Genomic DNA, 21,538 nt, shown 5'->3' with positions numbered 1-21,538 from the left:
TTAAACTAATTCGCGTTGTAAATTGACAATCATTTCAGAAACAATCGCTTTCATATCAAACTTAGCAGACCAATTCCAATCATTTGAAGCTACACTGTCATCAATACTTGCTGGCCAGCTATCCGCAATTTTTTGTCTAAAATCTGGTTCGTAAGTAATAGTAAAATCAGGTAATAATTGTGTAATTGCTGCGGCCAATTCTTCAGGTGTAAAACTGGTAGCTGCAATATTGTATGATGAACGAACTTTTATGTCTGTAGATGCAGCTTTCATAATAGAAATAGTAGCATGAACGGCATCATCCATAAACATCATTGGTAACGAAGTATCTTCAGTCAAAAAGCAAGTATATGAACCTTTTTTAATAGCTTCATGAAAAATTTCTACAGCATAATCGGTCGTTCCGCCACCAGGATTTGCTTTCCAACTAATAATACCTGGATAACGAATGCTACGCACATCAACTCCATAGTTTTTATGGTAATATTCACACCAACGTTCACCAGCTAATTTGCTGATTCCATATACGGTAGAAGGTTCCATGATGGTATGTTGAGGTGTATTGTTTTTAGGGGAATTTTGACCAAAAACAGCAATAGAACTTGGCCAAAAAACTTTCTTAATAATCTTATCTTTTGCAAGATTGAGTACATGAAGCAGCGAATTCATATTCAAATCCCAAGCAAACTCAGGATTCTTTTCAGCAGTTGCAGATAACAAAGCTGCCATTAAATATACATCAGTAATCTTGTATTTTTCCACACATGCCTGAATGGCATCTTTATCGCGTGCATCTAGGAGTTCGAAAGATCCTTCATTAAACACATTACTTTCGCTTTTTCGTATATCTGAAGCAACAACATTAGCGACTCCATAGGTATTTCGCAAAGCGGTTGTTAATTCTGTACCAATTTGGCCACAGGCACCAATAATTAAAACTTTTGTACTCATCAAAAAAATAATCAACTACCTTAGGATAAGTCCATGGGGCATTTATAAAGAATTCATATTTATATAACGAGGCAAGCCTCACAACATTTAAATCTCGATTATCGAGTAAAAAATGATTACAAATATAGAGAATTCTATTTCTCACGAATGCGAAAAATTAAATTTAATAGCCTATTTTTTGATAAATTCATAAAATACAAAGGCTTAGCATGGTAAACTTTGTTAAAAATACAGGCAAACATAAAAAACTAGCTATATTTGTTTCTCTTTTTTAACAAAGTAGATAGTCAAGGAAATTAATGAAAAGAATCATCATATTAGCGCTAGTAATCATCACTGTTTTTGCCTGTAAAGATGAACAGCAAGCAACACGTGATACACAAGTGGAAAGTAAAGAAGAATTTTTAGCTAAAAACAAGCTGAATATCCCTAAAAAAGGAAAGCTCAAAAATCTCACAGCAACTCAGAAAAAGTTAGTAGAAGATTGGCTAGAATTTACGGCGGTATTAGAAAACATGAAGTTAATCAACTCTAGTACACGTTTTTCTATTACGGAAGATTTAGGACAATTAGCAGCTAACATTGACGTTGTTGAAAAAAAGAAATATCCAGAAAACTTAGATGCAACACAAATTCGAAGCCGTTTCTTAGTGCTAAAAACCATAGCATTAAAATTGCAAGATGATGCTTCTGACGAAAGTTTTACGAATGATTCTATCGCAAAAAGAATCGTAGAAATAAACAAAGTATTCAATGCTGTTTGTTATCAGATAGAACGTACGTCCAAATCGAATATAGCTCCAGAAGAAATTCTAGGAGATGCTTTTAAGGAACTAGATAGTACTACAGCAAATGTTTTAGAGAAACCGAAAAAACAGCAGCTATCTAAAAAAATAGCACCTAAAAAACCGATCAAAGAAATAGATCCAGAAGATAATATAGAAGTAGATCCAGAAAACAATTAAGTCTTGAAAAAAATAACCGCATTCTTAGTTTTTATCATATTGACCTCATGCAATACTGAAAAAGCACGTCAAAAAGTAGAAGATTTTCGTTTAGAAAAAAGTAAAACAGCTATCAACACTGTCGTAGATGCTTGGCATAAAGCTGCTGCAGATGCTGATTTTGACACCTATTTTTCCAAAATGACCGATGATGGCATTTTTATAGGTACTGATGCTACCGAGAATTGGCAAAATAAAGAATTTAGAGAATTTTCAAAACCTTATTTTGACAAAGGAAAAGCTTGGAGTTTCACAGCGTTGGAACGAAATGTCTATCTTTCAGAATATGGAGACATTGCATGGTTTGATGAGTTGTTAGATACACAAATGGAATTATGCAGAGGTTCTGGCGTGCTGAAAAAAGTAGACGATACTTGGAAAATTTCTCACTATGTACTTTCTATCGCTGTTCCTAATGATAATGTAAAAGAAGTCGTTGCCTTAAAGAAAGAAAATGATTCCATAGTAAAGTCTAAACTGTAAATTATCTTAAAAAAATGTTAATGTCCCGAACATTGGTAACAATAGGGACATATTTTATACTAAATTGCATAAAACTAATTAAATACAATCAAAAAATGAAGACAACGACTTTGAAACTAGCACTTTGTTTCACAGCAAGTGCACTTCTTTTTTCATGTGATGGAGAAAAAAAGGAGAAAGAAAAAGAAGTAGCTCAAGTTCCTGGAATAAACTTGGAATACATGGATACTTCCGTAAGTCCAAAAGATGACTTTTACACATATGTAAATGGTAAATGGATGGAAACTACCGAAATTCCTGCAGACAGAACATCTTGGGGAGGTTTTGGAGTTTTACGTAAAAAAACAGATCAAGACGTATTAGCTATTCTTGATGAGGCTAATAAAAGCGGAAAGTATGCTGCAGATTCAGATCAAGCGAAAGCGTTAATGATCTACAACTCAATCTTAGACACTGTAGCAAGAGATAAAGCTGGAATTGCACCTTTACAACCAGCATTAGATAAAATTGCAAAAATTACATCAATAGCAGACATGCAAACAGTATTGGCTAAAAATCCAGCAACGATTTCAGCGCCTTTCATGGGATTCTCTGCATTTGCTAACTTAAGCGATAGTAGTATCAACGCTGCGTATGTAACGCCAGGAGGATTAGGTTTGCCAGAAAGAGATTATTATTTAGATCAAGATGAAAAAGCACAAGAAATCAGAGCTAAATATGTAGCACACATTACACGTATGTTACAATTCTTAGGAGATGATGAAGCAAAAGCTAAAAAAGATGCAGAAACAATTTTAGCGTTAGAAACTAAATTAGCTAAGCCACGTTTAGATAAAGTTCAAAGTAGAGATATGCGTAACTTTAACAATCCACGTTCTGTTAAAGAATTATCTGAAATGACACCAGCAATTGATTGGAACAAATTAATGGCTGACTTAAAAACGAAAAAATTAGATACTGTTATTGTATTACAACCAACATACATGACAGCATTACAAGACATCTTAACAGGAGAAAATATTGAAGACATCAAAACAGTAATGCGTTGGTCTACATTAAACAATGCAGCTGGAATGTTAACTACTGAGTTAAACAAAGCAAACTGGGATTTCTACTCAAAAGAACTAAACGGAGCAAAAAAGCAACGTGATGCAAAAGAAAGAGCATTAGCAACTGTAAACGGAACTGTTGGAGAAGCAATTGGACAATTGTATGTTGATGCTAAATTTCCGCCAGAAGCGAAAGAAAAAGCAGAAAAAATGATTGCAAATGTAATTGCTGCTTACAAAGATAGAATTATGGCTTTAGACTGGATGAGTCCAGAAACAAAAACAAAAGCTGTTGAAAAACTAGATAAATTCACTGTAAAAATTGGATATCCTGACAAGTGGGAAGATTTCTCTACATTACAAGTAAAAGAAGGAAATTCATACTACCAAAATATGGTAGCTGTTGGAGAATGGGGATTCAGAAAAAATATTGACGAAATTAACGAGCCAGTAGACAAAACAGAATGGGGAATGTCACCACAAACGGTAAATGCATACTTTAACCCATTAAATAATGAAATCGTTTTCCCGGCGGCAATCTTACAACCGCCTTTCTATAACTACCAAGCGGATGATGCTGTAAACTATGGTGGAATTGGAGCTGTAATTGGACACGAAATTTCACATGCATTTGATGATTCTGGAGCGCGTTTTGACGCAAACGGAAACTTAACAAACTGGTGGACAGAAGACGATTTAAAACAATTCACAGAAAGAGGAAATGCTTTAGCAGCTCAATACAGTGCAATTGAAGTATTGCCAGATGTATTCATTAATGGTAAATTTACCTTAGGAGAAAACATTGGAGATTTAGGTGGTGTTTTAGGTGCATATGATGGATTACAACGTCATATCAAAGAAAACGGAAGACCAGATAAAATTGACGGATTTACAGCAGAACAACGTTTCTTCCTTTCTTGGGCAACTGTTTGGAGAACAAAAATGAGAGAAGAAGCATTGCGTACACGTATCAAAACAGATACACACTCACCAGGTGAGTACAGAGCATATGTTCCTTTACAGAATATCGACGCTTTCTACGAAGCATTTGGTATCAAAGAAGGAGACAAAATGTATATTGCTCCTGAAAAAAGAGTTCGTATTTGGTAAATACCAAATCATTATAAAATCAAGAAAGCCTGAATGTAAAAACGTTCAGGCTTTTTTTATGTATGGATATATGAAATCTTATATTTTTAAGTAAAGATGTATCTTTAGAAAAAGTAACTGTATGTTTAAAAAAATAAGTATCATATCATGTATTTTATGTTTTTTGAATTGTGAACAACAACCAAAGCAATTTGTTGAAAATTCTCGGTTACAAGACAGTCTTCCCAAAATTGAAGCAGTAAAAACAGTAGATGAAACAGGTTATGAACCGTTTGATGCTTCCGAATATCTATCAACACAATTATTAATAGGGAAAAGTGAAACTTTTAGAAAAGAAAAAATTAAAAGCCTTTTTGTTGCCGGAGATAATTCTTATGAGATAAATCATCAAGGATTGATCACGGCACAATATGATATTAGCAATAACTACAGTGAATTTACCTATACAGAAAGTGGCTTGCTCAAAACAATTGCATACAAACAGCATTCGCCCGCATTGACTTATCATGAAGAAACATTGTATTATAAAAAAGATAAAACATTGCAAAAATCTGTAGTTTCTAGCTACAACCAACAGACAAAAGAAACGACAACAAAAACGATTACTGATCTAAGAAAGCTAAAAAAGAAAGGCAGTTACTTTAAAGTTAATGCTAATAAAGAATCCTTTAAAATTAATCGTGAAAAACGTATTTTATTGACTTATGGAAATGATCTGTTATTTTGCTGTGGTGAACTTATGCCCGGAAAGAATAGCTTACATTATTACTATGTTGAAAACCAATTGATAGATTCGTTAGTGATTAATGGACTAGAATCTGGTAAAAAAATGGTTTTTAAGTATACGTATAATAATTAATTCTTCTTTCTGAAGCAATTATGATGAACAAAGTACTTCTCGATACTATTTTCTATCGAAAATCACTCGAAGTGACGTTTTGAATAAAGAGATCATTAGATACGTAAAACTATTCGTGTGAATATTTACAAAGTTAATTGTTGATTAAACACTATTCGTGAATTCGTGACAAAAAAATGATATACAAAAAAGCTTCTGGGGAATACAAACTTTAACCACGAATACACGAATATTTTGTAGTGTACTTTTCAGAATAATATATGTCCATTTTTTATCAAAATCGCTTGTTTTTGTCATAGAAATCGAACTGACGATTGGTAATATGAGAGTCAAATTGTGCTTTATAGAACAGTGTACAAGTCGCTAAAACTTAATGGTTTTCTTCACAATTACAGCATCATTCAATACAAATGGTCGCGGCATCATATTCTCTGCCCGCGCAGGAATAGAAAACAACGGATTTGTCATTAAATCAAAAGAAGCTTCGTATAAAATCAACTCAGGAGTTGCATCTGGTTTTACTGTGAACGATAGTTCTAGCGGTTCATTATCAGATACATAATAACTCGTTAAACGTTTCCAGTCATTATTAGGAAATTCTGCTTTTAGTCCATTCACCCATAAAGAATTAAAAAAAGTATCATTTTTAAAAATCTCCATACGATTCACATTTCGCTGCGGTGTAATTTTCACGTTAATATGACGTAAGTTATTATATGTTGTATCTTTCAATGTCTCTATTAGTGGCATCGAAACTGATTTCACAGGTGCTTCTTGCGTAAACGTAAATCCAGATTTATACTTGCTATCCATCACATTTTTTGAGCTAGCAACACTTGTTTCATCTTTAATATAATTCTTTGTCCAATCATCTAAAATTCCATCATATGTATTCCACTGTGCTTTGTTTTGATCAGCGTCTAAGATGTATACCAAGCTATTTGGTTTTTGACGTTCTTCCGTAAAACTAGAAGCAAAATGTGCTACAAAGAATGTAATAATTGTGAAACCAAAAAATACACGAGCAGTCCATTTTTTACGTTTGTATAAACCAAAAACAGGCATTAATGCTCCAAGAATTAAAACAATCAATAAGGCAACAACGGCAATAATTTTTAATCCCAATCCAACAGGAAATAATTTGATAAATGGTGCTAAAATCAGCACAGCAGGAATTCCTAAAACAGTTAGCAACAATACAGAAGGTTTTTGTTGTTGTTTAATCAGAATGAAAATAGATATCAAACTCAACAATACAGGAATTACTATAAAACTTGCTCCGTCTAAATAAAAAGCAGCAAGTCCTGTAATAATGATCCAAAAGAATATAGGTGCTACAGATAAGTTTGCTGCGGTTGTTTTTTTAGCAAATTTATGATAGCAATAGAAAGTAATTCCCAAAGATAAAAATGCAAATAGTAAAATATATGTATATCCATTATAGGTAAATCCATGTTGAATTTCAGCATAATGCGGATATAACCAATTGATGAGTTTCCAACCTAGAATTGCTGCGATACAACTACTAATAAGTGAACCTAAAAATGGAACAAATCCAAGTAGCATTCCTTTTACTGACAACATCTTTTGCTGCATTCCATATATAATAGCTCCCAAAAATAACAGCACAATAACGATCAACATAGGGAAAATCCATGAATACGGATAGGTATGAAAACCAAAAGGTGTATTGAAATAGATTAAATCGTCATCAGTAGTCATTTGTGTTAAATCTTGCTTAGAGAAATAATCAAGCAATGGCATCAAATACGTTCCTTGGTGTGTTAGTGTATTAAAATCTAAATTTTCAGGCGAATCGTTTTGTGTATGATAATCAAAATGATCGCCAATAAACGCAAAGTTGAATCCTTGAATGTTGCCATCTTCCCTAAAAACAGTTAAATCTGTATCGTTAGGCAACATCTTATAAATACTGTATGCAAGTGAATTTCCAACAGGATAAGGAGTATCAGCATCTTGAAACGCTTTGATAAGTTTTGCATTCCCATTATTTGTTTCTAATAACATAATACTTGGTCCGCCACTTCCGCGTGCTTCAAAATTAAGCACCAATCCTACATCTTTTACCCAAGGATGTTCGTTTACAAACAATTCGGCACCATTTAGTCCTAATTCTTCTCCATCAGACAATAACAAAATGATATCATTTTCTGGTTGTTCTCCTTTGGCTAAAAAAGCTCTAGTTCCTTCCAAAATAGTCGCAACTCCACTCGCAGCATCACTAGCTCCAATAGCTGAATGTGGATCACTATCGTAATGTGACAATAATAATAAAGCTTTCGAAGAATTTTTCCCTTTAATACGAGCTAATACATTTTTTGGCTTTGAAATATTTCCCCAACCATCTAAGGTAAATCCTTCTTGTACAATTGGCTGTAAACCTAATTGCTTGAGTTCTTCAATAATATAGTTACGAACAGTTGCATGTGCTTTAGAACCAACATAATGTGGTTCTTTTGCCATTTGATTTACATGTGTAAAAGCACGCACTGTAGAAAAAGCTTCTTTGGGTACATTTTCTTCTGATACTTTTTGCGGCATAGCATATTGAAAACTGACATAAGCAGCCAATACAATTAGTAAAAATGATAGTGAAGTATAACGAGCTTTTGGAGTATTCATATGGATTGATTGTTCGGTTGCTTAAAAATAATAAAAACTCTACAGTAAATTGGAAGTAATTTTGTTTTTAGGTTAACTAATTAAAAATGAGTAACTTTAAGAGAGATTAAATATCAATATTATGGGAATAAAAAGTTTTCAAGGCGCACGAAAGACGCAAGCGAATAGTACGAGCAAGACAGAGGCATTTAAGGTAAGCGATTATATGACACGAAATCTAATCACGTTCAAACCAGAACAAACAGTAGAAGAAGTGATTCAAAAACTTATTCAACATAAAATATCTGGCGGACCAGTTGTAAATGATAAAAATGAATTGATTGGAATTATTTCTGAAGGCGATTGCATCAAGCAAATTTCTGATAGTCGTTACTATAACATGCCATTTGAGCATAATAAAATAGAAGCACACATGGCAAAAGATGTGGAAACTATTGATGGGAATTTAAATATTTTTGATGCGGCAAATCGTTTTATTCAATCAAAAAGAAGACGTTTTCCCATAGTAGAAAATGGAAAACTCGTTGGACAGATTAGTCAAAAAGATATTTTAAAAGCTGCAATGCAACTCAAAGGACAAAATTGGAAGTAATTTACAATCGTCTTTCTACGCGTTTCATAGCTTTGGGCTCGTCCGTGATTAGCAATCGTTGTTTTGAGGTTCCTGTTAAAGTTAATACTCGAGTATCAGAATAGCCATCAATTGGTGTGTCTATAGTTGACCATTTGCCAATTCCCATGACGGCAATTTCCTCATCAACTTCAATAATTCTTTCGGTATAACGCATTGTTTTATTAAAACCTAATGCACCGGTACTATTTTTTCCGTATTGACCTAAATAGCGTTCAACTTCTTCATCAACATCATTTAGGAATCCAGAACTGAATGCATGATCGGCAACTAAGTGAATTCTTCTTTCAAAACCGCGTCGTGTGTTTAAATGAATCACAGCATTTTCGGTTCCTGCTTGTACAAAGAAATCCTGAAACTGTACATCATTGATAATATTGCGCCAATGTTTACCTCTTTTTTCTTTTATCTTAATATCATAGTAGACACATTTGCGTTTGCTTAGAGGCGCAATAAGAGGTTCGCCAGCATGCTTCGCTTTGCCAACAATTTTTACATACTCATTTTCGCGAACACTATGAATTGCCTTTCTGCGTACTTTTTTTAATACGCGAAGAATTTTGTATTTGTTATTATAATAAACTGATACAAAGATGATAGCGCCAATACCAATAAAAAATAATGCAGGAATAATAAATTCTGTCATGTGAAAGTGATTTAGATTATTGTTTTTTAGCTTCTTCTTCTAGCTTTTTTACAGCTTCTTGCATTTGTTTCATTTGCGTTTCACGTTCTTTCTTTTGTGCCTCAAAAGCGGAATCTCGTTTGGCTTGTGCAGCTTCTTGTTGTGCTTTGTATTCTAGCATTTTTTGTTGCTGTTGTACATTTAAATAAATTTCTTGATTTACTTGTTGCACTTCTTTCTGACGTTGTTCTCTTTCGTATTTTCTGTAGAATCTAAATGCAATTAGCGCCAACATCAAAACCAGCATAACAATACGAATTCCTTTTTTCTTCATCTTAGGAGTTTTTCTTTACTAATAAATAATAATCATTTTCCAATGGCAAATATCCTTGATCGTACACATAATAATACGTTGATTCGGCTTTGGTGACATAAATAGAAGTAAAATAAGTAAAATCGAATCCTTTTTCTAAAAGCTTGGTTTTGGTAGTTTTTGTTTTATTGTGAACATTTAAATCTTCAAGAATACGCCAGTTTTTACGCAAACGATTGTTGATATTTCTGATGAGATTTTTACCATCTTTATTGAGTTTGTTGTTATAAGCATTTCTACAATAATCGCTACAAAACTTTTTGTCGACACGACCTTTGAATGGATCGCCACATTCTAAACATTGTTTGTCCATTGTTATTCTGGTTTTGAAATACGATACCAACGCAGCATCATGTTTTCTGGTTCGTAGTGGAAATCTTCTATATAATCGAGTCCAATTTTTAATAAAACTCTGTGTGAAGCTTCATTGCCCATTTCCGTAATTCCGTATACGGTTTCTAGTTTCATTACATTCCAAGCATATTCTAAGCATGCGATAGAAGCTTCTGTGGCGTATCCTTTTCCCCAAAATTCACGTCTCAATCTATATCCGATATCATGAAAATTTGTGTAATTGTTGAAGGTATAATCAGTATACAATCGTAAGCCGCACCAACCGACAAATTCGCCAGTTTCTTTCATTTCAATTGCCCAGCGTCCGATACCGCGTTCTGCATATTGAGTATTTACATCTTTAATATATTTTAATGCTTCGTCTTTATGTTTAATAGGTTTATTGCCTAAATATTTATGCACTTCTGGATCGGAATCAAGCGCAAACATTCCGTCTAGATCTTGTTCTGTAAGGTCTCGGATGATAAGTCGTTCGGTTTCTAAATGTATGTTCATGATACACAAGATAAGAAAAAATTATTCGTTTACAAACGACTACAAATATTTGTAAACGAAAGTAAGCGCGTTGTAACCGAATAAAATTTGGTAGTCGTTTCATATTTGCACTGTTGAATTGCTACAACGATTCGATCATAACATAAAATATAAACAGTTAAAAAATAGAAAATATGAATACGTTAAGAAACAGAGTACAGTTAATCGGAAACTTAGGAAACGATCCAGAAATAATCAACTTAGATGACGGAAAGAAAATTGCAAAGTTTTCTATTGCTACCAATGAAACGTACAAAAATGCACAAGGTGATAAAATTGAAAATACGTATTGGCACAATGTAATCGCATGGAATAAAACAGCGGAAATCGTTGAAAAATATTTATTAAAAGGAAAAGAAATCGCGATAGAAGGGAAGTTAACCAATAGAACTTACGAAACAGAAGAAGGCGAAACAAAGTATGTTACGGAAGTATTGGTAAACGAGATTTTGATGTTGGGGAGATAGATTTGGGAAATCTAATGCGCGTCTATTTTGAGGCTGATTATAGGGGAATCAGCCTCTTTTTATGTTTCATTATTTTTGATGTCAATCACAATTGTAGTTCCTTTTCCAATGACAGAATCAATGGTGAGCATACCATGAATTTGTTCGAGTTGTTCTTGTAAATTACTCAATCCCATTCCTTTGGTAGAAAGTTCTTTTTTAGTGTCAAAACCAATACCATTATCTTCAATAATAATATTTAACTCTTGATCATGTTGTGTCAATGAAATAGTTGCTTCTGTAGCGTTGGCATGTTTTAAAATATTGGTGACTAATTCTTGAATGATACTAAAAATGTTGATTTCTACACTATTACTCAGTTTATTCTCAAAACCGTGATCGTGCACAAATATTTTGAGTCCGTATGCTGTAGACGCTTTTTCTGCAAGTTTCTTGATTCCAGGAATCAATTCTTTTTGTGCCATTACTCCACTATTACGTTCATGAGAAATATGACGTGTTTTATGATATGCATCGTCTAAGATACTAACACATAAGTTCAAAATCTTTTGTGGATTGTCTACTTTATGAATATTTTCAGCAAGATGTTCCAATTGTACTTTGGCAGTAATGATGTCACTATTTATATTGTCATGCAAATCGTTGGCAATACGTTTTCGTTCTTTTTCTTGTCCGACAATCATCGCATTTACGGTTTGAATTTCATGTTTTCGCAACAATTCTTCGTGTTTTTGCACTTCCAATTCTTTTTCTTTTTTAGCTAGCTCTTGCTTGCGTTTTAATGCTGTACGCGTCAATAAAGCGACTAAGATTACAAAAAGTAATAAGCCAATCAAGCCGATAATCATGCTTTGAAGATTGTTTCTTTTTAGTTCATCTTCTGCGATTCTTTTATCTTTTAGTGCATTTTCATTCTTTTCTTCGAGTTCGGAAATTTTTGTAACAATTAATTTTTCTTTTTGTTCTTGTTTGAGTGCTAAATTTTCAAACTCAAGACCATGTAAACTATCTTTTTTGCCGAAATATGCATAGCTTTTCGCATAATTTACGTACTTAGTTAATAGGTATTGTGGAAAACTCACAAATTGCAATCCTTCTTTTTCATTTGAAAGTTTAATTGTATCTAAAATGGCTAATGCACGGTCGTATTCTTCAGACCTTGTAAGCGTATTTGCTTCATTAATAGAGATTGCTTTATGTCTTTCCTGCTCGTATACACCTTTTTGAATGAAGAGCACTTCTTTTTTTGCTTGAAGCATGTAGAAATTTGCACTATCTACATTATTTGAGATTTTACGGTGGTATGAATTTAAAGCTTCTGATCTTCGTACTTTATAAAAAGGATTGGTCGTTTTTTTATGAATGTAAATGTTATACAAAGAATCAACTTTATACTTGTGTTCATCTTTATGATTGAAACGAACAGATAAATGAAAGTCAAAATAATCTATAATTTCACGTTGCTTGCTATCAAACGCATGTTTTCTGGCGTCTTCAATAATATCTAAATATTTATCTTCTTCAATAACACTGTGAAATCGTAGAAAAATTTCAAGCATGAACTTAAAACTCTGAGAAATTAATGCAGTATCATTTCGTTGTTTTGCTAGGAGTAGACTCTTTTTTAAGATTTTGTAGGAATCGAGATGTTGTCCTTTTTTAATATAGGTTGCAATTCCCACATTGAGTAAGTGAATATTGTAAGCTCCAGAAAGTGTGTCTGTAGGTTGAAACGCTTCTTTATTCCAAACACCATTTTTGATAAGTTCATAATGTGCGTTGAGCGTTGTTTTAGTTTCAGAATCATTAAGACCTTTCATAAGAATATTTGCGACATCATAATCTGATTGATCTAATGCCGCAAATACTTCCGATACAATATTGTTTTGCTGTGCAAATACTGTTTGTATGGTAATTAAAAAGAAAACTACAATACGTATATATTTCATTCTCTTAAATTACAACACTTATACGAGGGCAGCAAATGCCGTTTCCGCCGCCGCCAAGGTTTTCGCTCATATAAGATATTACTTTGTTGATGGCTGCTTCAACTTTCGGTGTATCATTTAAATCTAATCTTTCTAAATTTTCCAAGAAGGTGTTTCGTTCATCATTATCCAATGTAATAACAGCATCTAAAGTATCTCCATTTCTTTGAAATTTTCTAGGGTCAATATAAGAATTTGCGATGTTTGATGGTATTGAATTAATTACCGCAATGGAGTCAATAGTAAAACCTTTTTCAAGCTTCTTTGTAGAATTAATTATATAAGGAATTTCAGCTTTTGAGGAGAAAGGAGATACAGGCAATTTTATTTGTATATCATGCCCTGTATTTGAATTAATAGTAGGAACACCATTAAACCCCATAGTGATAGCACCTCTAAAGTTTTGAATTTTGAATTTGACTTCGTAAGAATGCGTAATTATTCCAGGACTATATTCTACTTGTTTATAAGATATGATCTGCATGTAAATCATAAAAAATGTTCCTAGTTCTTGATTTCCAAATATTGGCTGATACTTATCACTAGATGTATCTAAATTAAATCGTAAATTTTCGTGTGCCATAATTTTAACTTTTATTGTTTAATTGATTTTAGTTTTTCAGATAATTTTTTTTGATCGTATTTTGTGAATTCTTGTAAAACTGTATTGTCTAACTTCAAACGATATAGAAAATCATCATTATTATCTGATTTAATACTTATCTCTAACTTACCGTTATTGGTAGTATACTCGTGATTACCTACTAGTAGTCTTTTTGCAATGATTTTTCTATCTTGAATATAAATAGTCCTTTCAATATTAATTTCTGATGGCCCAACTCGAGATTCTGGAATATCACCACAACTACTTTCGAAATAAGCAAAAACCTTATTCTCATCAAATGTCTCTTGTTCAAAAACCTTAAGTGAAACTTTATTTGTAGAAATATATAGCAAAGGGTCTTTGAAATTAATGTCATCGATAATTGAATCTTTTTCTCGTTTATTATATATGCTGTCTAATTTTTTTTCAATATAGATTATGCGCTGATTTACAATACTTTTTTTGAGAGGTAATACTTCCTTTTTATCTTTGATAAGTTGTGGTTTCCATGCTTTTTCAAAATTTATTTCAAGATCAGACTTAAAGTCTTCTACAGGCCTAAATTTTTCTTCTCCTGGTAATGGATCAAATATGTAGTAATAATTACAGCCATTGAAAGTGCCATAACCTGAAATATAAATAAGATGTGACTGTTTATCATGTTTAAGCTTTACAATAATTGGCACAGCTTCTTCTTTGAATAGCTTTTTCATGGATTCAAAATCAGAGAATTTTTCTTTTTTGAAGTCAGTTAACGTGAGTCCAATATTTTTGGCAGCATTTTCTATTTGCTTATTACTTCTTCGAGAGTTAACTGTTTTGTTAATATTTACTATTTCGTTAATCACTTCACAATGACCATCTATACTAGTAATAATATCACAAGGTGTTAATTCTTGTTTGTCTAATATTCCTTGAGCGACATTCGCTATACATACTGCCCAACAGATTAAACTATTTTTAGGTTGCTCATTAGTTCCTAAATGACCGAGATAATAAAACCCGTTTTCATTGTCGTCAAAATCTGTTTTAGATATTACTTTTTTACTCTTTTCTGTAGATTCTCTTGTATTTTCTTCTGGTTTCTTAATGCACGCCAATAGCGAAATAATAAAAAAACCTAAAATAGGAATTGTGTATTTTTTTTTCATAATGTGATGTTTTAGTTCATTTCAAAACTATCAGTTTAGACCATAGCAAAATATACCCATTTATAGGTGTTTTGAATTTTTAGTAAATATGAATCAACTCACTAGTTGATATATGAAGGTCGGAAACAGTATCAAAAAGAGAAATATCTATTTCGTAAATGGTAGTAGGTGTTTATTAAGGCTGATCACAAAGAAACCTTCCTTTTTCTATCTTAGTCTTCTTTCTCATAATTAAAAGAACTTTTATCAACAGTTTGTTCATCAAACTCTAAATAAAAGTCATGAAGCTCCGTAACTTTTTTAGAAACTCCAGCATACAGCTTTACAAAAGTGATGGAGTCTCCTTTCATATCAGCATTAGTCACACAATAATTAATAAGTTCTTTTTGTAAACTATCAAAGTTAATATACGCTTTTCCGTTTTTATGAATGCTTACTTTTTGATCAAAAGAACTCAAAGACAAGCCAAAAAGAGAGGCAAAGGCCGTAAATATGAGAAATAATGTTTTTACCGTAAATGAAGTTTCTTTCCAACCGTTTTGTGTAATTAAAAATACAATCAATGCAGATAAAATGGAAAACACTAAAAATAATTTTCTCGAAACAAAATGGTACGTATACAACTTCAAAAAAGTAACTTTATGTTGCTGTTTGTGCTTTTGTATGATCGTATTTAAAGTGATGATGTCTTTAGTTTGAGTTTCTGTTAATGCAGCACAATCAGTAATAGCTTCATTGGTTTGAATCTGACTTGCTTCTGTCATAGGTTTCATCAAATCTTTCCCTTCATTTTCAGCATGTGATTTTAAAAAATAGATGCCAATTGAAGTCAATGCAATAATGATAATTACTATAATTACGGTTTGCTTTACGAGTTTTTTAGTGTCAGTTTCCATGGTGATTAGTCGTTATTTTGGCAGACTAAAGTTAGGAAAAAGATTCAGAAAATAGCGATAAATCAATACAATATTGTTTGTGTTGAGTAAACTAAGAGTTTGTTTTACAGTGTGGTATGTGGTGTTTTTTAATGATTATTCAACACGCTTCAACGCAGTCAAATCTTCAATCTTAATTTGTTTGCCTTTGGTAGTAATTAAACCATCTTTTTTGAATTGTGATAAAATTCGAATTGCCGATTCTGTAGCTGTTCCCACAATATTTGCGTAATCTTCGCGGGAAAGAATCACGGAGAGCATACCTTCTTTAGTAGTGCCAAAAACAGTGTGAATATAAATCAATGCTTCAGCCAAACGCTGTCGTACAGACTTTTGCGCCATATTTACAATCACGTTATCAGCTTCTCTTAAATCCTTTGCCATGTGCTGCAAAACATCTAAAGTAAAGTTTGAATTTTCATGTAAATCCGTCATAATTTCTTGCTTCGGGATAAAACAAACTTGCATTTCACTCAACGCCGTAGCACTTAAATTAGTTACTTCTTCACTGACTAAAGAACGTTGTCCTAATAAATCACCTTTTACAACCAATTTTACAATCTGATCTTTACCATTGGCGCTCAATTTTGTGAGCTTACAAACGCCTTCTTTAATACAATACACTCCATTCACATTTTCACCTTCATCAAAAATTAACTGTCCTTTCTTAATAGTTTTTGAAGTTTTACAACCAGAAATACGTACCAATTCCTCTTTTGTCAATGATTTTAAGGAATTAAACTGTCGTACAATACACTGTTCACAATTGCTCATGGCTGAAAATATTAGGTATGTATAAAGTTACTTAAACTATGACAAATATCATATTTTAAAATGGAATCATTTGTAACCTTTGTTACAGGTATAAATGAGCAATATTATGAGTGAGACAACATGTTTTCATTGTGGCGACACATGCGAAGAAGAAATCATTCAACTCGAAGAAAAATCTTTTTGTTGTTACGGCTGTAAAACAGTGTACGAATTGTTTGCTGAAAATGATTTATCGTGTTATTACGATTTAGAAACAGCGCCAGGAGCCATTCCTAAAGAAATAGAAGGAAAATACGATTTCTTAGCACAACAAAATATCATTGATAAGCTATTAGAATTTAATGACGAAGCTACGCAAATAGTGACTTTATATATTCCACACATTCACTGTAGCTCGTGTATTTGGATTCTAGAAAACTTGCATAAACTCAATCGAGAAATCACTGCTTCCCAAGTAAATTTTGGTAAAAAAACAGTCCGAGTTACTTACAAAGCAACTACATTTTCTCTCAAAGAAGTCGTTTTATTATTGAGTAAAATTGGTTACGAACCATATATCAGTTTAGAAGATTACAGTGCGGGAAAAAACAAAATCAATCGTACGCTCATTTACAAACTTGGAATTGCAGGATTTGCCTTTGGAAATGTTATGTTTCTATCATTTCCAGAATACTTTCAAGTCAGTGGATTTTGGATAGAACAATACAAAATTCTCTTCCGTTGGCTCATGTTTGCATTTTCACTTCCTGTGGTATTCTATGCAGCACAAGATTATTTCATCTCAGCATACAAAGGTTTACGAGCAAAACTCCTCAATATAGATGTGCCTATTGCGTTAGGAATTTTGGTTTTATTCGTTAGAAGTTCAGTTGAAATTATCTTCGATTTAGGTTCAGGTTTTTTTGATAGCCTTACGGGATTGGTCTTTTTTCTATTACTTGGGAAATTTTTCCAGCAAAAAACATACAGTTTTCTATCATTTGAACGTGATTATAAATCATACTTTCCTATTGCAATTACTAAAATTCACAAAGGAAAAGAAACACCAATTCAAGTCTATGATATTGAAAAAGGAGATCGTTTACTCATAAGAAACGAAGAACTCATTCCTGTTGATGGTATTTTAATCAATGGAAATGCTGCAATTGATTATAGTTTTGTTACGGGCGAATCTGAAACGGTTCAAAAACAATCTGGAGACAAAGTATTTGCAGGCGGAAAGCAAACTTCAGGCATCATTGAAATAGAGGCCATCAAATCTGTAGAGCAAAGTTACCTTACGCAATTGTGGAGTAATGATGTTTTTGAGAAAAACAAAGAAGAAGGTTTTACAACACTTACCAATGCTATCAGTAAACATTTTACGCTTACGGTATTATCAATCGCGGTCATTGCAACTACTTTTTGGTTGATTATAGATGCTTCCAAAGCAATGAACGTATTTACAGCGGTATTAATCATTGCATGTCCGTGCGCCATTGCGTTGGCGGCACCATTTACATTTGGAAATCTATTGCGCATTTTTGGAAAACTGAAATTTTATGTAAAAAATGCAAGTGTCTTAGAACAGCTTTCCTCTATAAATACCATCATTTTTGACAAAACAGGAACCATTACGTCCAATCAAAAAAGTACGGCAGATTATGATGGTGAGGAACTCACTATGGCTGAAGCGACGTTGCTAAAAAGTACTTTACGAGGTTCAAATCATCCCTTAAGTAGAACCTTATATGACATTTTAGACGAACAAAATATTGTCACACTCGATCATTTCGAAGAACACATAGGCAAAGGAATGACCGCAAGTTATCACAATGATCACATAAAAGTTGGCGCTGCAAAATTTGTAGGTCATACCGAAGATACAGCGATACTGAACACAACAGTTCATATCAGTACCAACAATCAGTATAAAGGGAAGTATACCTTCTACAATAAATACCGAAAAGGATTATCTAAACTCTTTAATAATTTAAAAAAGCACTACGATTTGGCAATACTTTCAGGAGACAATGAAGGTGAACGAGAAAATCTAAAAAAACTACTGCCAAGCAAAACAAAATTAATCTTCAATCAAAAGCCAAATGACAAACTAGAATACATACAATATCATCAAGAAGAAGGCGCAAAAGTATTAATGGTAGGTGATGGATTAAATGATGCAGGCGCGCTAGCACAAAGTAATGTTGGAATTGCCTTATCAGAAAATGTAAATGTGTTCTCTCCTGCCTGTGATGCCATTTTAGATGCGTCTAAATTTAATCAATTAGATCAATACATCAGTGCTTCCAAAACGGCGATCAACATCATCAAATGGAGTTTTGTGCTATCATTCGTATACAACAGTATAGGTTTATACTTTGCTGTAACAGGACAATTAGCGCCTGTAATTGCTGCGATATTAATGCCGTTGAGCTCAATTAGTATTGTAGTATTTACAACAATTTGCACTTCAATCTTGGGAAGAAAGCTTAAATGAAGGAATGACTTTTTATAAAGAATTATTCTAAACTAAATCGAAATAAAAAAATAAACCTGAAACATGATAAAAGTCATTTTTTAGGAAACCACACCACAGTAATTTTGAACTATAACTTCAATAGGTATGAGTGTTATATATGTTTTACTAGCCATTAGTATTGTAGTCGCAATACTCTTTTTTGTCGCCTTTATCATGGCGGTAAAAAATGGACAATTTGATGATAGTTATACGCCATCAGTGCGGATGCTATTTGAAGATGAATTGGTAAAAGACGAAGTAAAAAAACAGAACTAACTACAAAATAAATATGTATCATTATGGAAATCCAACAATTTTATTACGATAATAAAATCGTTAAAAAATTCATCTACGCCACCATAGTTTGGGGAATTGTAGGAATGCTAGTAGGACTGTTATTAGCGTTCTTATTTCTATTTCCAGAATTTTGTGAAGGTATTTCTTGGCTAAGTTTTGGTCGTTTACGTCCATTACACACAAACGCAGTAATTTTTGCCTTTGTAGGAAACGCCATTTTTGCGGGTGTATATTACTCGCTTCAACGACTATTAAAAGCCAGGATGGCAAGCGATTTCCTGAGTAAATTGAACTTTTGGGGATGGCAATTAATCATTGTTGGAGCTGCAATTACACTTCCTTTAGGATATACAACGTCTAAAGAGTATGCTGAATTAGAATGGCCGTTTGACATTGCAATCGCAGTAATTTGGGTTGCTTTTGGTGCCAACATGATTTGGACAATCTTAAAAAGAAGACAACGTCACTTATACGTGGCAGTTTGGTTCTATCTAGCAACATTTGTTACCGTAGCGGTATTACACATCTTTAACAGTTTAGAATTGCCTGTAAGCGCTATGAAAAGTTATTCGGTGTATGCAGGTGTGCAAGATGCCTTAGTACAATGGTGGTACGGACACAATGCGGTTGCGTTCTTCCTTACAACACCATTCTTAGGATTAATGTACTATTTTGTGCCAAAAGCAGCAAACAGACCTGTGTATTCATACAGACTCTCTATTGTGCACTTCTGGTCATTAATCTTCATATACATTTGGGCAGGACCGCATCACTTATTATATACAGCATTACCAGAATGGGCACAAAACTTAGGAGTTGCTTTCTCTGTAATGTTATTAATGCCTTCTTGGGGAGGAATGATCAACGGATTGTTAACACTTCGTGGCGCTTGGGATAAAGTACGAACCGATCCTGTATTAAAGTTCATGGTTGTTGCGATTACTGGATATGGTATGGCAACTTTTGAAGGACCAATGTTATCCTTAAAAAATGTAAATGCAATTGCGCATTTTACGGATTGGATTATTGCGCACGTTCACGTTGGAGCCTTAGCTTGGAACGGATTCTTAGCCTTCGGTATGATCTATTGGTTAGTGCCGAAACTATTTAAAACAAAACTATATTCAAGAGGATTAGCAAATGCACATTTCTGGATTGGAACCTTAGGAATCGTAATGTATGCGTTACCAATGTATGTAGCAGGATTTACACAAGCTACAATGTGGAAACAATTTAATCCAGACGGAACTTTATTTTATGGAAACTTCCTAGAAACCGTTGTTGAAATTATGCCAATGTATTGGATGCGTGCTATTGGAGGTTCATTATACATTGTTGGTATGTTCATCTTAGCGTATAACATTGTAGTTACTATTGCTAGAGCTAAAGATAGTGTAAACGACGAATTAGCAGAAGCGCCAGCATTACAACGCGTATCTAAAAAACGTGTTGCAGGAGAAGGATGGCACACTTGGTTAGAGCGTAAGCCAATCAAACTAACGATCTATGCTACAATTGCCATCTTAATTGGAGGAATTGTACAAATTGTACCAACGATTATGATTGATTCAAACATTCCAACAATCACGGAAGTAAAACCGTATACACCTTTAGAATTAGAAGGTAGAGATATCTACATTAGAGAAGGTTGTGTAGGTTGTCATTCGCAAATGATTCGTCCATTTAGAAGTGAAGTAGAACGCTATGGTGAATACTCAAAAGCAGGTGAATTTGTATACGATCATCCATTCCTTTGGGGAAGTAAACGTACAGGACCTGATTTACATCGTGAAGGTGGATTAAAATCTGATGCATGGCATTACAAGCACATGTACGATCCACGAGGAATAGAACAAAAATCCATCATGCCAGCATATCCTTGGTTAATTCGAAACGGACTTGACAAATCGACCACACAAGATAAAATGCGTGCTATGGTTTCCCTTGGTGTTCCATATACAGAGCAAGAAATTGCAGACGCTTTAGAATTTATGGACGAACAAGCCATGGGCATTGTGAAAAATCTAAAAGAAGATCCTGATTTACGAGCTTCTTTCAAAGAAGGAAAAGAAATGGCTGCTGCAGAAGGAGAAGAATTTATTGAAATCAAAGACCGTGAAATCGTTGCCTTAATAGCATACTTACAACGATTGGGAACAGACATTAAAGTAAAAGATTCAGAACAACAAACCACACAAAAATAAGC

Annotated in this window: 20 protein-coding genes; 9 read left to right on the top strand and 11 right to left on the bottom strand. The window is 33.3% G+C overall.

The window, feature by feature from the left end; all coding sequences use genetic code 11:
* On the bottom strand, positions 1-951 hold the full coding sequence (locus ACOQOS_RS12980) for an NAD-dependent epimerase/dehydratase family protein (protein ID WP_420570892.1): 951 nt from the start codon (positions 949-951) through the stop codon (positions 1-3).
* Between the two features lie 299 nt (positions 952-1,250).
* On the opposite strand from ACOQOS_RS12980, the gene ACOQOS_RS12975 reads away from it, so the two are divergent.
* The 4 genes from ACOQOS_RS12975 to ACOQOS_RS12960 all read left to right on the top strand — a co-directional run bounded on the left by ACOQOS_RS12975 (position 1,251) and on the right by ACOQOS_RS12960 (position 5,456).
* The gene (locus ACOQOS_RS12975) at positions 1,251-1,916 is read left to right on the top strand and encodes a hypothetical protein (RefSeq protein ID WP_420570891.1); all 666 of its coding nucleotides are present in this window, start codon (positions 1,251-1,253) and stop codon (positions 1,914-1,916) included.
* A gap of 3 nt (positions 1,917-1,919) precedes the next feature.
* Positions 1,920-2,438, top strand: coding sequence for a nuclear transport factor 2 family protein (locus tag ACOQOS_RS12970; RefSeq protein WP_420570890.1), 519 nt, complete (start codon positions 1,920-1,922; stop codon positions 2,436-2,438).
* Between the two features lie 95 nt (positions 2,439-2,533).
* On the top strand, positions 2,534-4,597 hold the full coding sequence (locus ACOQOS_RS12965) for a M13 family metallopeptidase (RefSeq protein WP_420570889.1): 2,064 nt from the start codon (positions 2,534-2,536) through the stop codon (positions 4,595-4,597).
* 121 nt (positions 4,598-4,718) lie between these two features.
* Positions 4,719-5,456, top strand: a complete 738-nt coding sequence (locus ACOQOS_RS12960; RefSeq protein ID WP_420570888.1) for a hypothetical protein — start codon at positions 4,719-4,721, stop codon at positions 5,454-5,456.
* Positions 5,457-5,819: 363 nt separating this feature from the next.
* On the opposite strand, the gene ACOQOS_RS12955 is transcribed toward ACOQOS_RS12960, so the two are convergent.
* Positions 5,820-8,099, bottom strand: a complete 2,280-nt coding sequence (locus tag ACOQOS_RS12955; protein ID WP_420570887.1) for a M28 family peptidase — start codon at positions 8,097-8,099, stop codon at positions 5,820-5,822.
* A 121-nt stretch (positions 8,100-8,220) separates the two neighbouring features.
* Between ACOQOS_RS12955 and ACOQOS_RS12950 the strand changes: the two genes are divergently transcribed.
* Positions 8,221-8,691: a CBS domain-containing protein gene (locus ACOQOS_RS12950; protein ID WP_420570886.1), complete on the top strand. Its 471-nt coding sequence runs from the start codon at positions 8,221-8,223 to the stop codon at positions 8,689-8,691.
* Between the two features lies 1 nt (position 8,692).
* Here ACOQOS_RS12950 and ACOQOS_RS12945 read toward each other — a convergent pair whose 3' ends face one another.
* From ACOQOS_RS12945 to ACOQOS_RS12930, 4 genes are read right to left on the bottom strand one after another with little or no spacing between them, the layout of a single operon-like run.
* Complete coding sequence (locus ACOQOS_RS12945) at positions 8,693-9,376, bottom strand: hypothetical protein (RefSeq protein WP_420570885.1); 684 nt, start codon at positions 9,374-9,376, stop codon at positions 8,693-8,695.
* Between the two features lie 16 nt (positions 9,377-9,392).
* On the bottom strand, positions 9,393-9,689 hold the full coding sequence (locus ACOQOS_RS12940) for a hypothetical protein (RefSeq protein WP_420570884.1): 297 nt from the start codon (positions 9,687-9,689) through the stop codon (positions 9,393-9,395).
* A 1-nt stretch (position 9,690) separates the two neighbouring features.
* Positions 9,691-10,041, bottom strand: coding sequence for a hypothetical protein (locus ACOQOS_RS12935; protein WP_420570883.1), 351 nt, complete (start codon positions 10,039-10,041; stop codon positions 9,691-9,693).
* A 2-nt stretch (positions 10,042-10,043) separates the two neighbouring features.
* Complete coding sequence (locus ACOQOS_RS12930) at positions 10,044-10,577, bottom strand: GNAT family N-acetyltransferase (protein ID WP_420570882.1); 534 nt, start codon at positions 10,575-10,577, stop codon at positions 10,044-10,046.
* 173 nt (positions 10,578-10,750) lie between these two features.
* On the opposite strand from ACOQOS_RS12930, the gene ACOQOS_RS12925 reads away from it, so the two are divergent.
* Positions 10,751-11,083 carry a single-stranded DNA-binding protein gene (locus ACOQOS_RS12925; RefSeq protein ID WP_420570881.1) on the top strand — a complete coding sequence of 111 codons (333 nt, stop codon included), beginning with the start codon at positions 10,751-10,753 and terminating at the stop codon, positions 11,081-11,083.
* Positions 11,084-11,142: 59 nt separating this feature from the next.
* On the opposite strand, the gene ACOQOS_RS12920 is transcribed toward ACOQOS_RS12925, so the two are convergent.
* From ACOQOS_RS12920 to ACOQOS_RS12900, 5 genes are all read right to left on the bottom strand, one after another.
* Positions 11,143-13,032: a sensor histidine kinase gene (locus tag ACOQOS_RS12920; protein ID WP_420570880.1), complete on the bottom strand. Its 1,890-nt coding sequence runs from the start codon at positions 13,030-13,032 to the stop codon at positions 11,143-11,145.
* Positions 13,033-13,036: 4 nt separating this feature from the next.
* Positions 13,037-13,654: a hypothetical protein gene (locus tag ACOQOS_RS12915; protein ID WP_420570879.1), complete on the bottom strand. Its 618-nt coding sequence runs from the start codon at positions 13,652-13,654 to the stop codon at positions 13,037-13,039.
* A gap of 11 nt (positions 13,655-13,665) precedes the next feature.
* Entirely contained in the window at positions 13,666-14,826 is a 1,161-nt protein-coding gene (locus ACOQOS_RS12910; protein ID WP_420570878.1) for a hypothetical protein, read from the bottom strand.
* Positions 14,827-15,038: 212 nt separating this feature from the next.
* Positions 15,039-15,722 (bottom strand): hypothetical protein, encoded by a 684-nt coding sequence (locus ACOQOS_RS12905; protein ID WP_420570877.1) that lies wholly within the window; start codon positions 15,720-15,722, stop codon positions 15,039-15,041.
* A gap of 135 nt (positions 15,723-15,857) precedes the next feature.
* Positions 15,858-16,535, bottom strand: coding sequence for a Crp/Fnr family transcriptional regulator (locus ACOQOS_RS12900; RefSeq protein ID WP_420570876.1), 678 nt, complete (start codon positions 16,533-16,535; stop codon positions 15,858-15,860).
* 106 nt (positions 16,536-16,641) lie between these two features.
* Here ACOQOS_RS12900 and ACOQOS_RS12895 point away from each other — a divergent pair, with 106 nt between their 5' ends.
* From ACOQOS_RS12895 to ccoN, 3 genes are all read left to right on the top strand, one after another.
* A complete protein-coding gene (locus ACOQOS_RS12895) occupies positions 16,642-19,014 on the top strand; it encodes a heavy metal translocating P-type ATPase (protein ID WP_420570875.1) in 2,373 nt (790 codons plus the stop codon).
* Positions 19,015-19,140: 126 nt separating this feature from the next.
* Positions 19,141-19,311: a cbb3-type cytochrome oxidase assembly protein CcoS gene (gene ccoS / locus ACOQOS_RS12890; RefSeq protein ID WP_420570874.1), complete on the top strand. Its 171-nt coding sequence runs from the start codon at positions 19,141-19,143 to the stop codon at positions 19,309-19,311.
* Between the two features lie 23 nt (positions 19,312-19,334).
* Positions 19,335-21,536: a cytochrome-c oxidase, cbb3-type subunit I gene (ccoN, locus tag ACOQOS_RS12885; protein ID WP_420570873.1), complete on the top strand. Its 2,202-nt coding sequence runs from the start codon at positions 19,335-19,337 to the stop codon at positions 21,534-21,536.
* Positions 21,537-21,538 lie beyond the last annotated feature (2 nt).

Origin of the sequence: Kordia sp., from assembly GCF_965224175.1 — a bacterium.
GTDB lineage: Bacteria > Bacteroidota > Bacteroidia > Flavobacteriales > Flavobacteriaceae > Kordia.
The sequence above is the reverse complement of the archived record's forward strand: the minus strand, read 5'-3'. Positions and strand labels throughout refer to the sequence as shown.